General features: G+C 70.0%; 11 protein-coding genes and 1 pseudogene. All 12 read right to left on the bottom strand.

Annotated elements, in window-relative coordinates:
* A pseudogene (locus ACWC09_RS29945) lies at window positions 1-93 on the bottom strand (hypothetical protein); the annotation flags it as partial.
* A 39-nt stretch (window positions 94-132) separates the two neighbouring features.
* A complete protein-coding gene (locus tag ACWC09_RS29940) occupies window positions 133-1,392 on the bottom strand; it encodes a S8 family serine peptidase (RefSeq protein ID WP_450854037.1) in 1,260 nt (419 codons plus the stop codon).
* A 205-nt stretch (window positions 1,393-1,597) separates the two neighbouring features.
* The gene (locus ACWC09_RS29935) at window positions 1,598-2,320 is read right to left on the bottom strand and encodes a DUF2637 domain-containing protein (RefSeq protein ID WP_450854036.1); all 723 of its coding nucleotides are present in this window, start codon (window positions 2,318-2,320) and stop codon (window positions 1,598-1,600) included.
* 61 nt (window positions 2,321-2,381) lie between these two features.
* A complete protein-coding gene (locus ACWC09_RS29930; protein ID WP_450854035.1) occupies window positions 2,382-2,516 on the bottom strand; it encodes a hypothetical protein in 135 nt (44 codons plus the stop codon).
* 379 nt (window positions 2,517-2,895) lie between these two features.
* Window positions 2,896-3,456 (bottom strand): arsenate reductase/protein-tyrosine-phosphatase family protein, encoded by a 561-nt coding sequence (locus tag ACWC09_RS29925; RefSeq protein WP_450854034.1) that lies wholly within the window; start codon window positions 3,454-3,456, stop codon window positions 2,896-2,898.
* A gap of 287 nt (window positions 3,457-3,743) precedes the next feature.
* Window positions 3,744-3,983: a chaplin gene (locus ACWC09_RS29920; RefSeq protein ID WP_450854033.1), complete on the bottom strand. Its 240-nt coding sequence runs from the start codon at window positions 3,981-3,983 to the stop codon at window positions 3,744-3,746.
* Between the two features lie 120 nt (window positions 3,984-4,103).
* Window positions 4,104-5,126 carry a chaplin gene (locus ACWC09_RS29915; protein WP_450854032.1) on the bottom strand — a complete coding sequence of 341 codons (1,023 nt, stop codon included), beginning with the start codon at window positions 5,124-5,126 and terminating at the stop codon, window positions 4,104-4,106.
* Window positions 5,127-5,217: 91 nt separating this feature from the next.
* On the bottom strand, window positions 5,218-5,442 hold the full coding sequence (locus ACWC09_RS29910; RefSeq protein WP_450854031.1) for a chaplin: 225 nt from the start codon (window positions 5,440-5,442) through the stop codon (window positions 5,218-5,220).
* 504 nt (window positions 5,443-5,946) lie between these two features.
* Window positions 5,947-7,866 carry an AMP-dependent synthetase/ligase gene (locus ACWC09_RS29905; protein WP_450854030.1) on the bottom strand — a complete coding sequence of 640 codons (1,920 nt, stop codon included), beginning with the start codon at window positions 7,864-7,866 and terminating at the stop codon, window positions 5,947-5,949.
* A 92-nt stretch (window positions 7,867-7,958) separates the two neighbouring features.
* Window positions 7,959-9,524: a YfbK domain-containing protein gene (locus tag ACWC09_RS29900; RefSeq protein ID WP_450854029.1), complete on the bottom strand. Its 1,566-nt coding sequence runs from the start codon at window positions 9,522-9,524 to the stop codon at window positions 7,959-7,961.
* A 172-nt stretch (window positions 9,525-9,696) separates the two neighbouring features.
* Window positions 9,697-10,560, bottom strand: a complete 864-nt coding sequence (locus ACWC09_RS29895) for an ABC transporter permease (RefSeq protein ID WP_450854028.1) — start codon at window positions 10,558-10,560, stop codon at window positions 9,697-9,699.
* On the bottom strand, window positions 10,557-13,415 hold the full coding sequence (locus ACWC09_RS29890; protein ID WP_450854027.1) for an alpha/beta fold hydrolase: 2,859 nt from the start codon (window positions 13,413-13,415) through the stop codon (window positions 10,557-10,559). Before ACWC09_RS29890 ends, ACWC09_RS29895 begins: the two co-directional genes overlap by 4 nt.
* Window positions 13,416-13,447 lie beyond the last annotated feature (32 nt).

Here is a 13,447-nt window from a genome sequence, read left to right as displayed (position 1 = left end):
GGCCACGATCCGGTCCGGGTGCAGGGTGTCGTCGACGGCGAACCCCTCGCGCAGGAACTCCGGGTTCCAGGCCATCACCGCGATGTCCATCGCGGTGCGCTGCCGGCTCTGTGACGAAGGCGGCATCCCGGGTCAGAACGAGGAGACCCTGAGGAGGCGTTCCTTCACAGCGTCCCCGTCCTGCGACGGCCAGATCCAGTCGAGGCTGCCCGCCGCCTGCAGAGCCGCCTTGACGGCCGCGGGCGACGCGGTGGGGTGGGTGGCCCGGTACAGGGCCGCGCCACCCGCCACATGCGGAGTGGCCATGGAGGTGCCGGACATGGTTGCGTAGCCGCCGCCCAGGTAGGTCGAGCGGATGCAGACGCCCGGAGCGATCAGGTCCACGTCCGGGCCGTAGTTGGAGAAGTCGGCGAACGTGTCGTCCTGGTCGGCGCGGCAGGTCGGCTGACCCAGGCCACCGGGCTTCCCGTCGAAGTCCGCCAGGGCGCTGACGGTGATCACTTCGTCGTATGCGGCAGGCACGGTGTTCGCGGCGTTGGCGTGGGAGTTGCCCGCTGCCACGGCATAGGTGACGCCTCTGGCGACCGACGCGCAGATCGCCTGGTGCATGGCGTCGCCGTTGGTCCTGCCGCAGTTGCGGTCGTCGGTGCCGACACCCCCCAGGCTCATGTTGGCGACGTCGATCTGGTCGGCGTGCTGGGTGACGTAGTCGATGCCGCAGATGACGCTCGACGAGGTTCCGGAGCCGGAGGGGCTGAGCACCTGCACCGGCCACAGCCGTACGCCCGGCGCCACCCCGACGACCCCGGTGCTGTTGTCCAGGGCGCCGATAGTGCCGGCCACATGGGTGCCGTGGCCGTTCTGGTCCTGCGGCGGCAGGCTGGGCATCCAGCAGTTCTTCTCTCCGGCCTTGTACACGTTGAGGTCCGGATGGCTCAGGTCGATACCGGTGTCGATGACCGCGACGTCCGCGTTGACCCGGGTGTCCACACCGTTGATGGCGGCGGTGGGGCTGCGGTCGGCGTCGACCCGGTCCACGCCGGTCGGAACCGACTGGGCCGACGCGTGGACCCATTGGTCCTGCTGCACCGACTGCACGTCAGGGTCCTTGGCGACTTGGGCCGCGGTGTGCGCGCTCATCACCGCCGCGTAGCCCTGGAGGGCATAGCGATAGACCTGGTGGACCACGGCACCCATGGCGGAGGCACGCTCGACGGCCGCCTTCGCGTCCGCCTTCCTGCCGGCGGTGCTTTCCTTGAGGGTCACGATGTAGTGGCCGGGAATCCTGCCTGCCTTGGCGGGTGCCGCGGCCGCGGGCGGGGAGGCCGCCGCGGGCGACGCGGCGACGGCGTACGGCGCACCAGCCGCAAGCGTGAGCGTGAGGACGGTCACGCCAATGATTCTGGGCATCCCTAACCTTTCTCGGAAGAGTTGGGGCAGCGAACAGATTCATCTGTTTTGCATCAGATGTCCTTTTCGCTGGCCCATCTAGAGCTAGCAGCTCCACGGCGTCGGGTGGCGCCCCGCATTCGGCGATGCGGAATTCTCCGACCGCCTGTCAGCCATGTGGCCTCACCGGGCCGCTGACGGCGCGTCCTCAGGGTGCGCCGACGGAATTCCTGGAGGTCGAGCAGTCACGGTGCCGGGGCATGACCTTGCGCGGCGGCCGGGTCAGCGTGATCTGGCGTACCAGTTGATGGAAGCAGGTCAGTGCCGCGATCGCCGGGAGTGCCGCCGTGGCAGCGTGCGGAAAGGTTCTCGGCGCCTCGACGACGCACAGCGCCACGGCCACGGCGGAGAAGAACGTCACGGCGCACCATGAGTGCATGGCGCGTCGCCGATGGAGAGCGGCTCGCAGGATCGACAGGGACGCGACCATCCATGGCCCGTAGATCAGCAACGGCCACCAGCTGCTCCCACCGGAGCCGGCAGGGGTACCCATCGCCACCTCGGACAACGGGTCGTAGGCGACCATCCCGCCGAAGACACTGACCATGGCCACGATGACGCTTGCCACGGCGGCCACCAGGAAGCTGGTGGTCCGCAACAACGACAGACCCTCTTGGCGTTCATGGACCCGGCGGTGTCGTGAGGGACGCTGGGGCACGACCGCGGCCCTCGCCATGGAGGCCGTCGCGGTGTCCGAGAGGAGGCGACCGGCATCCAGGTACGGCGCGGCCCAGCCCTCGTCCGTGCTGCCCGAACGCAGCAGATGAGCCAGTTCCTCGGCCGGGTCCCAGTGCTCTGGAACGTGCAGGTCGCCCGGGTTCAGTGACTCCCGGTCAGCCCCTGCCCGGGGAACGTGACGGGTCGAGTTCATCCACACGTCGTACAGGTTCTCGCCGACTGGGCCGCGGTGAGAGAAACCAGGTGACAGACCATCACGCACGGCTTCCCACCCGCTGCTTGCGCGTCTCGTACCCGTCATTGTCCGACAGATGGATGACATCGCCCTGGATCCGGCTCAGTGCCAGCAGGAGGTCTTTGAGCGGCACCGAGGAATACCTCAGCTCCACACGCTCACCGCCTCGCTGGAGAACAGCGAACGCCTCCGAGGCCGAGGACTCCGAAGCCGGCGTGAAAGTCCACTCCCCCAACTGCGATGTTAGGGCCCTCACACCGTCTGAATAATCTTCCGCAGGTGCTGTGCGGAGCTGCATGGTCGACATACCCCCCCAACGAACGCAATTGTGCGCCAGATGCGAGGCATCCGAGTGAGGCATGGGTGTTCGAGGTAAAGGAAGCGCACGCTGGACTGGTGAATTCTATTTCATCGGAAATAGTTTCTTTGCGGCGTACTTACAACGCTTAACACAATAAGCAGAATTATCGGCCCGTCATTCGCGGCCGATGTGCCGGCATCGGAGGCCCTGCGGCCACGCACCACGCCGGGCACTACCCGATCCGTACCGCCGCGGCGATACGTTCCACTGCGTCGTCGATCCGTGCCAGACACTCCTGCACCTGTGGAGGAGGCGCACCAAGAGGGTCTTCGACGTCGTCAGCCATGTGCGCCCCCGCGGCTCCCCGCCGAGCGGCCGCGCCCTGGACGAGAGCCGCGAACCGTGCGGCCGGGTCCACCACACCCAGGGCATCCTCTGCTCGCATCAGCCGGACGAATTCGCAGAGCGTGAAAGCCCGGGACAGCGCCCGTACGGGCGACAGCCGTACAACGGCCTCACGGTGCTCGGTCGCGGCCCCCAGTACCAGGTCAGAGCGCTCGACCAGCTTCCTGGTCAGCCGGTGGGATCCCGTCCCGGTGGGATCCGCGCCGCGGGTCAGAAGGAAGTGTTCGGCTGCGGCCGCCATGGGCGTACCGGGGACTGCCCGGGTTCCCGCGCTGCTCAGCCGGATCTCCTGCCCCGTCTCACCGAGCCGGTGCCTGAGCAGGCACTCGGCGAGAGGGGAACGGTAGAGATTGCCGGTGCACACGACGAGCACGCGGAATTCGGACACCGGAGCGCCGGAAGGCGAGAGACGATCGGATGCGACGTTGTTTGACACAGCGTCAGTATTCACGTGTACATCACGCCGGCCGGGATGATCCTGTCGGCCATGGCGTCAGATCGCCGTTTCGAGTGAGAAGAAAGACCTCAACCAGCCGCGTGCGGGCAGGGCCGGGGACGAGGGGGCAGGCGATTGTGCGGAGGCGTCCGTCTGAACGGCGGACCAGGGAGCCGGGGCACGCGAACCGGCCGCCCTCCCAGATGGGAGAGCGGCCGGTGGAAGGGATCGCGCCGGAATCAGCCGTTGACCGAGGCGTTGCCGTACGCCGAGTTCAGCAGGCCCACGACGTTGGCGGTGTTGCCGGAGACGTTGACCGGGGTGTGAACCGGGGCCTGGACGCCGTTGCCCGACAGCACGCCCGGGGAGTCCGTGGCGGTGCCGGAAGCACCGCTGTCGGCGGCGGCGACACCGGCGGTGCCTGCCACGGCCGCAGCAGCAACGGAGGCCAGGGCCAGGCCCTTCGCGATACGCAACATGGAGAGATGCTCCTTGGTATTGACACAACATGCGGGCGGGATGCCCAACACTGTGTCAACGCGCGGCGACCAGCCGGGTTGTGCCGCCAATGGGGTGATCCTCATTCACGGCGGGCACCCTTATCGGAACGTACGGCGCTGGACCGGTGCACCACCGAGCCCCGTGGCTCGGCGCCGTCGGTAGAGGACGAGGCTTCCACCGACGATCAGTGCGGCGCTGGCGGCCGAGGCCCCGAGCACGTTCCCACCGCCGGTTTCGGCCAGGGCCTGCCGGTCTCCGGAGTCCGTGGACTCGGCGGACCTGCCGAACGAGGTCGTCGAGGGCGAGTCCGCGCAGGTCGCCTGCGGAGCCAGACATGGCGGTTCCGCGACCTTCGCCGGCTGCGTGGCACCCTGGTCGGCCCGTGACACCGACGACGTGTCACTCCCGGTGCCGGACGAGGTCGCCGAGCTGTCGCCGGACGAGACCGTCGAGTCGTCGGCGGGGGCGGGCTGGCTGGGGATACCGCTCACCGCCTGGGACCCCACACCGTCGTGGGCACACGAGTTGTCGCTCGCGTTGTTGAGAAGACTCACCACGTTCACGGAGTTCCCACACGCGTTCACCGGAACACTCACCGGCACCTCAACCTCATTGCCCGACACCACACCGGGCGAGTCCGCCGTCTGGCCGACGGACTGGCTCGCGACACCGTCCACCGCCTGGGACCCCACACCATCGTGCGCACACGAGTTGCCGCTCGCGTCGTTGAGGAGACCCACCACGTTCACGGAGTTCCCACACGCGTTCACCGGAACACTCACCGGCACCTGAACCTCATTGCCCGACACCACACCGGGCGAGTCCGCCGTCTGGCCGACGGACTGGCTCGCGACACCGTCCACCGCCTGGGACCCCACACCGTCGTGCGCACACGAGTTGCCGAACACGGGGTTGAGGAGGCCCACCGCGTTCACGGAGTTCCCGCAGATGTTCACCGGGACGTTCACCGGCGCCTGGACGTTGTTGCCGGACAGGACGCCGGGCGAGCCGCTGGCGGCTCCGTCCGCGTTCGAGTCGGCGAAGGCGGCACTGCCGCACAGGGAGAGGAGGCTCGTCGCGGCGGCGGCCACGACCGTTCCCCTGCTCAGGGTCTGTCGCACGTTCGTTGTCTTCCTGCTTTGGAGAGGTGGGAAAGGCCGGCCTCGGAACAGAGAAGAGGTTTCCGAGGCCGGCCGTGACGCAGCGGGGGCGTCAGTTGCTGCAGCTGATGCCGGACGCTGGGTTCAGCAGACCGACGACGTCGAGCGTGTTGCCGCAGGCGCCGAGGTCAAGGTTCACGGGAACCTGGACCATGTTTCCCGAGAGGACGCCCGGTGAATTCGAGGCCGCGCCTGTGGCGTCCCCGTCGGCGAAAGCCGGGGCGGCCACCCCCATGGCCATGATCGCGCCCGCGACGACGGCAGCGCTCTTCTTCATGAAGCTTCCCTTCTCTCTGCGGTCATGTCCTTTTGTCGGCCAGAACCGAGCGAGCACAGCGTGGACAGCTCGCACCATGACCTACGCGCTGTAAACGAGGCATAGACGGCCGAAGCAACTGCGGAACGCGATCCCTCCGGGAATTCACCCGAACGCCTCCGGGCAACACAGGAGTGAACCGAGGAAAGGCTCGGGCAGCCCACGCGGGGAAGGAACGGGGCGGCCCGAGCGGTCTTCCATGACACGAGGTCCGCTACTATCCGCAACCCCTTGGCGACAGGTTGCCGGACGAATAATTGACCGCGTTTCCGCTGGTGGAAACCTCGATTGCCACGGTTGGTTTCGCGGCTTCACCCAATGGAAGTATTCACCGCCAGTCAGCCCTCGCCATCGCTGGAATTCCTCCGCCCAAGGCGCCGCTCGGTGTAGGCCATCGGAGTGAAAAGAAATAACCGTGCATGGCGCCGCCGCTGACCAGAGCGGTGCGTGGCGGCGCCTCCCGGGTCACTTCCGGTACAGCTCCTCGATCCGCTCCGCGTAAGCCTCCACCACCGCGTGCCGCTTGACCTTCAGGGACGGGGTGAGCAGGCCGTTCTCCTCGCTGAACTCGCCCTCGACCAGCGTGAACGCGCGGATCGACTCGGCGCGCGAGACGGCCTCGTTGGCGTAGTCGACGGCCCTTTGGACGTCGGCGCACATCCGGGGATCCCGTACCACCTCGGACATCGGGGTGTCGGCGGGCAGCCTGCGGACGGACAGCCAGTGGGCGACCGCATCCGGTTCGAGGGTGATCAGGGCGGCGACGAAGGGGCGGTTGTCGCCGACGACCAGGCACTGGCCGATCGGCGGCCGGCTGCGCAGGCGGTCCTCCAGGACGGCCGGGGAGACGTTCTTGCCGCCGGAGGTGACGAGTATGTCCTTCTTGCGGCCCGTGATGGTGAGATAGCCGTCCTCGTCGAGCGCGCCGAGGTCGCCGGTGGCGAACCACTCGTCCTGGAGCACGGCGTCCGTGGCCGCCGGGTTGTTCCAGTAGGACCCGAAGACGATGCCGCCCTTGATGAGCACCTCCCCGTCGTCGGCGATGCGCACCGCGGTGCCGGGCACGGGCTGGCCGACGGTGCCAGGGCGGGGCTTCAGAGGGGGCACGATGGTGGCGGCCGCACTGGTCTCGGTCAGGCCGTAGCCCTCGTAGACGATGATCCCGGCGGCGTAGAAGAAGAGGTTGAGATTGCGGTCGAGCGGGGAGCCGCCGCTGATGGCGTACCGCATCCGGCCGCCGAGTTCCTTGCGGACCCGGCGGTAGACCAGCTGGTCGTAGAGGGCCCAGGCGGCGTAGAGGGCGAGGCCCGGTCCCCTGCCCCGGTCGAGGAACTTGTTCAGGTACGCCTCCCCGAAGCGCACCCCGATGCGGTCCGCGCGCTCGAACGAAGCGCCCCGGCCGATCCTCTCGGCGGTCGCCCGGCCGGTGTCGTGGATCTTCTCGAAGAGGTACGGCACGCCGACCAGGAAGGTCGGGCGGAACTCCTTGAGCGCGGGCCGGAGTTCGTCGGGCTTGATGCTCGGGCAGTGGCCGATCTCGATACGGGCCATCAGGCAGGCGATCTGGAGGGTGCGGCCGAGGATGTGGGCGAGCGGGAGGAAGAGGAGCGTCGAGGCGACCTGGCGGGTGACCTCCTTGAAGATCGGGTGCAGCAGCTCGACCGTGTTGGCGGCCTCGGCGTGCAGGTTGGCGTGGGTGAGGACGCAGCCCTTGGGCCGGCCGGTGGTGCCCGAGGTGTAGCAGATGGTCGCGATGGTGTCGGGGGTCAGGGCCGTACGGCGCTTGGTGACCTCCTCGTCGGGGACGTCCTGACCGAGGGTGGTGAGCCGGGTCAGGGCGCCGGCGTCCAGCTGCCAGACACGGGGCGGGGCCGGGTGGCGCGCGGTCCCCGCCGTCACGGTGTCCGCGTTCTCGGCGGTCTCGGTGACGACGAAGCGGGCGCCCGAGTCGCGGACGATCCACTCGACCTGCTCGGCGGAGGAGGTGGCGTAGATCGGCACGGTCTGGCCGCCGGCGGCCCAGATCGCGAAGTCGAGGACCGTCCACTCGTAGCGGGTGCGGGACATCACGGCGACCCGGCCCCCCGGTTCGAGACCGGCGGCGATCAACCCCTTGGCCGCGGCGGTGACCTCGCGGGCGAAGGCCGCCGCGGTGACGGGCTGCCAGACGCCTTGCTGCTTCCGACGCAGGACCCCGGCGTCGGGGGCCTCGGCCGCGTTGGTGAAGGGCAGGTCGGCGGTGCTGCCGGTGGTGGGCCTCGTGGCCAGCGGTGCGGTGCGGGCCTCGCGCACCACACCGTTCTCGTCCCCGACGACCTCGACCCTGGTGCGGGCCGCCAGGTCGGTGCGCTGTTTGGCCCGCTTCAGATCCTTGCGTACGCCCATGACGGCTCCCAGTCGGCTCTGACTGGGAGGTAACTTACTCGCAGGTAAGGAAAGGTCAATGGGATCGGTTCGGCTGATTCGACGGCCGGTTCTCATTTCATGAGGCCGGCCTCGTCGATGGCCTCGGCCAGCCGGTCCACGTCCTTGTCCTCGGTCTCCTTGGCCAACGCGTGGGCGCGTTCGCCGAGTTGGTCGAGGCCGGGGTTTCCGGGGAGGGAGCCCACGGTGTCGGCCTCGGAGTCGCGGGTGCGCAGGGAGTCGGCGAAGTAGGCGGCGACCGCGGTCACTTGGAAGCGGTCCGGGGCGGTCCACAGGTCGTCGTGGAGGGCGCCGGTCTCCAGCTGGCCGGACTCCTCGTGCGGGGCGCGGCTGTCGGGGTCGAGCCAGCGGACGCTCGCCGTGGCGAGGTGGCCGTCGGCGCCGGGCCGGGTGCGCACGGCGTAGAGGGCGGTGACGGTGTGGCCGGGGCCGACCTCGCCGCCGTCCACGTTGTCGTTGCGGAAGTCCTGGTCGGCGACCTTGCGGTCCTCGTAGCCGACGAGGTGGAACTCAGCGACCGTCTCCGGGTCGAAGGCGACCTGGGCCTTGGCGTCGCGGGCGGCGAGTTCGATGTTCTGCGGCAGTTGGTCGACGAAGACCTTGCGGGCGTCGGCGTCGTCGGACACGTACGCGGTATGGCCGTCGCCCTTGTCGGCGAGGCGTTCCATCAGGGCATCGCCGTAGTCGCTGCCGACGCCGACACCGAAGAGGGTGATGCCGTGGTCGCGGCGTTCTCGGGCGACGCGTTCGAGGATCGAGTCGGCGTCGGTGTCGCCGGTGTTGGCGAGGCCGTCGGAGATCAGGACGACGCGGTTGGTGGCGCCCTCGCGCAGGCCCTCGGTGGCGGTGGCGTAGCCCTTCTCCACCCCCGCACCGAGGTTGGTCGAGTCCAGGGTGTCGAGCTTGTCGATCGCGCTGTGCACCGTGCCCCGATGGTCGCCGAGGCGGGTCATCGGCAGGACGGTCCTCGCCTCGTCGCTGAAGGTGACCAGGGCGACCGAGTCGTCGTCGCGCAGCTGGTCCGTCATCGTGTCGAGGGACCTCTTGGCGAGGTCGAGACGGCCGACTTCCTGCATGGAGCCGGAGACGTCGACGACGAAGGTGAGGGCGGCGGGCCGGCGGTCCTCTTCCGAGTCGGCGGAGCGAGTGGCCAGGCCCACGCGGACCAGGGACCAGTTCGCCTTCTCGGTGCGGGCGCCGTCGACGGTGACCGTGAAGCCGTTGCCGTCAGGGCGCTCGTAGTCCTGGCGGAAGCTGTTGACGAACTCCTCGGGGCGCACGTTCGACGGGTCGGGCAGCCGGCCGTCGTCCAGGACGCGGCGCGCGTAGCCGTAGGAGGCGGTGTCCACGTCGAGGGCGAAGGTGGAGAGGTAGTCCGTGGTCGGGGACGGGCTCTCGTCCGAGGTGACGCTGCGGTTCTCGCCGTTCGCCGTGCTGCCCGAGGCCGGGCCGCCGTAGTGGTTCGAGCGGTCGGAGGCGCTGGTGTTGCTGCCCTCGCTCGCGCTGCAGGCCGACAGGAGCAGGCCGCCGGTCGCCGCGAGGGCGAGGACGACGGCACGCAGCCTGCGGGTACGGCCGTGTGCTGTGCCCGGCCGTGCTGTTCGGTACCGCTGCTCCATCTTCCGTGCCCCCTTTGCCGATTGACATGGCCGAAAGCCCGAGGTGCGGCGCAGGCTCTCTGCGACTGTGACGGCGAAGGGGGTCGGAACGTGCGTGACGAACCGTTGCGGATGAATCTCGAAGCGGCCACGATCATGGCTCGTCGAGACCGGTGGGTGATCCTCCGTTGACCTAGGAGACGACGTCCTTGCGGGCGAAACCCCGGAAGGCCAGGGCGAACAGCACGAGTGCGTACGTTATGGAAACCGCCGTGCCCTGGATCATGCCGGACCACTCGGCGTGCGGCTGGACGACGTCCGCCCAGGCGAACTGCCAGTGCGCGGGCAGGAAGTCGCGCCAGTGGCCCAGGGCCGTCACGGCGTCCAGGACGTTGCCCACGATGGTCAGGCCGACCGCGCCACCGACGGCGCCGAGGGGTGCGTCGGTCTTCGTGGACAGCCAGAACGCCAGCCCGGCGGTGACCAGTTGGGACACGAAGATGTACGCCACCACCACCAGCAGGCGCTGGGCGGCCGTCCCCGTGTCCAGCGCGCCGCCGGTGGGTATCTGCAGCGGGCCCCAGCCGTAGGCCGCCGTGCCGACGGCCAGCGCGACCACCGGCAGCAGGATCATCGCGGCGAGGCTGAGACCGAGTCCGACGACGAGCTTGGACCACAGGAGGCGGGCGCGCGGCACGGGTGCGGCCAGCAGATAGCGCAGGGAGGACCAGCTGGCCTCCGAGGCCACGGTGTCCCCGCAGAACAGGGCGACCGGGATGACCAGCAGGAAGCCCGCCGACACGAAGAGGTTGACGGCCGCGAAGTTGGCGCCCGAGGCGGTGGCCGTGTCCATCAGCGTCACCTGCCCGTTGCGCTCGCTCGGGTCGCCGCCGATCGCGAACGCGATCAGCAGCACGAACGGCAGCGCGACCAGGATCCCGCCCATGATCAGCGTGCGACGCCGCTTCAGCTGCCGCACCAGCTCGACCCGCAGGGGCAGCGTGCGGCCCGCCCTGTACCCGGAGGCGGTCTCGGTGCGCTCGACGAGCGTGCTCATGCGGAACCTCCGATCAGGGTGAGGAAGGCGTCCTCCAGGCGGCGGTGGGGGCCCAGCGAGGAGACCGGGACTTCGAGGCGCACCAGCTCGACGAGGAGCCGGGCAGCTGCGGAGCCGGTGCCGGGGCCTGCCGCGCCGGTGCCGGGGGGCGGGGCCGGTTCCGTGTCGTCGGTCTCGGGCGCGACGGTCGCGAGGGCAACGGGTCCGGCTTCGTCACCGGCGAGCGCCGCGGGAAGTGCCACGGTGTGCCGTTGTCCGTCCGCGGCGCCGTCGTGGCTGGTCGCACCGACTTCGTCGGCCCTGCTCGGGCGGGACCTCTCGGCGGGTGCCAGGCGTACCAGCAAGCCGCCGTCGGTTCGTGTCGCTGACTCGACGCCCGGCAGGGCCGCCACCTTCTCCACCACGGGGTCCGTGATGTCGGCCGCCAGGCCTACGAGCAGGGTGTCGCCGGAACCGACGATCTCGGCGACCGGGCCTGCCTGGACGAGGCGGCCGCGGTCCATGACGACCAGGTGGGTGCAGGACTGCTCGACCTCGGCCAGGAGGTGGCTGGAGACGATGACCGTGCGGCCCGCGGCGGCGTACCGGATCATCACCTCGCGCATCTCACGGATCTGTGGCGGGTCGAGGCCGTTGGTCGGTTCGTCGAGGATGAGCAGGTCCGGGAGGCCGAGCATGGCCTGGGCGATGGCCAGGCGCTGGCGCATGCCCTGGGAGTACGTGCGCACCGCGCGGGCCAGCGCGTCGCCGAGGCCGGCGATCTCCAGGGCCTCGGCGAGATGCGCGTCCTCGGGCGGGCGGCCCGTCGCCTGCCAGTACAGCTCCAGGTTCTCGCGGCCGGACAGGTGGGGGAGGAAGCCCGCGCCCTCCACGAAGGAGCCGACCCGGGACAGGACCGGGGCGCCGGGGCGGATCGCGTGGCCGAAGACGCGGATCTCGCCGTCGTCCGGCTTGATCAGGCCCATCAACATGCGCAGGGTCGTCGTCTTGCCCGCGCCGTTCGGCCCCAGCAGGCCGAGGACCTGGCCCTTCTCGACGCGGAAGGACAGCTCCCGGACCGCGTAACGGTCCGCCGACCCGGCGTACCGCTTGCTCAGGTCGGTGATCTGCAGGGGGACTTCGGCGAGCGCCGGGTCCGGGGGCGGGGTGGTGGTGCGGCGGCGGCCGGTCAGCAGGAGGGCCAGTGCGGCGACCGCGCCGGCCAGCGGGAGCCACCACACCCAGGACGGCAGCGGCGCCGCCGCGGTCGTCACGCCGGGAGCCGTCGGCACCTTCAGGTCGCCCTTCAGGGAGACGGTGTACGTCGCCGGGGCGGCCGGGGAGGCGTAGCCGAGGTCGGTGGAGGCGAGGACCAGGCGCAGCCGGTGGCCCTGCTCGACCTCGTGGTCGATCGCCGGGAGGGTGATCGTGACGTCCTTGCCGGCCTTGGCGCCCTCGACCCGGACCGGCGTCACCAGCTGGGACGGCAGTACGGGGGTGCCGCCGCCGGGACCGACGTCGTACACCTTGGCGAACAGCACGGCGTCGTCGTCGGTCGACTTCACATGGACGGTCACCGTCGGCGATCCGGTGATGCGCAGGCCGCTGCGCACCGGTGCCGACTCGAACCGCGCGTACTGGCCGGGGAAGTCCAGTGAGACGCCGACGCCCAGCGAGGACAGCTGGGCGAGGCCGCCCGCGCCGCCGAGGCCGGGCAGGGCGGAGACGCCGGGCGGGGTGGCGCCGGGCGGGTTGTCGAAGCGCTGCTCCGTGCCGCGCAGGGAGAACGATCGCCGGCCGCTCTCCAGGCCGGGGTACGTGTCGCCGGTCGCGCCGCGCAGCTGGGCTGTGCCGTCCGTGGAGTCCACGCCTCCGGTGCGGGTGACGCGGAAGGCCGGGCCGGTGTCCGTGCCCTTGTCGTCCTTGAGATAGCGGTCGAACCACGCACGCACGCGTGCCTGGACGCGGCCGGTCTCCATGTCGCCGCCGTCGTGCCCGCCCGCGATCCAGTCGACGTCCACGGGGGCGCCGTTGGCACGGATCGCCTGCGCGGCGGCGTCGGCCTGGCCGAGCGGGAAGAGGGAGTCCGTCTGGCCCTGCAGCAGCAGGGTGGGCACCTTGATGCGACTGCCGACCGCGGACGGCGAGCGGGACTCCAGGAGTTGACGTGCCTGTGCGTCCGGCTTGCCCGTCTCGGCGACCCGCTCGTACATCTGGCACAGCTGGGCCTCGAACTTGTCGCAACCGCCGCCGGAGTTGACGAAGATTCCGGCCCACAGCTTCTTGAACACGCCGTTCGGGAACAGGGCGTCCGCGAGGTTCCAGTACGTGATCGCCGGGGCGATGGCGTCCACGCGGGTGTCGTAACCGGCCGCGAGCAGGGAGATCGCGCCGCCGTACGAGGCGCCCGCGACGCCCACGCGCGGGTCGCCGGACTTGTCGAGCTGGACCTGGGGCTGCTTGGCCAGCCAGTCGATCAGCCGGGAGACGTCCTCGACCTCGCCCTTGGGGTCGTTCAGACCGATCTTGCCCGTGGACTTGCCGAAGCCGCGGGCGGACCAGGTCAGGACCGCGTAGCCGTCTCTGGCCAGGTCTTCGGCCTGTTGGCGTGTGTCGTCCTTGGTGCCGCCGAAGCCGTGGGCCAGGAGGACCGCGGGGTGGCGTGCGCCGCTTGGGCCGGACGTGAAGTACGAGGTGTCGATGCGGACGCCGTTCATCGCCATGACCCGGTCGGTCCGGTGCACCGGGGTCTCCTCGTCCGAGGCGACGGCCGTCCATGTCCCGGCTCCGGCGAGTACGACGACGGCGGCCCCGGCGGCGACGAACCGACGGGGCCTCCGAAGTCGCCCTCGCAGACGGGGCAGTCGAAGATCCATGCGTCAACGGTACGGGGTGTCTCCGACAGTCG

The sequence above is a fragment of the Streptomyces sp. NPDC001617 genome, assembly GCF_053596855.1.
This window is presented reverse-complemented; position numbering and strand designations above follow the sequence as displayed.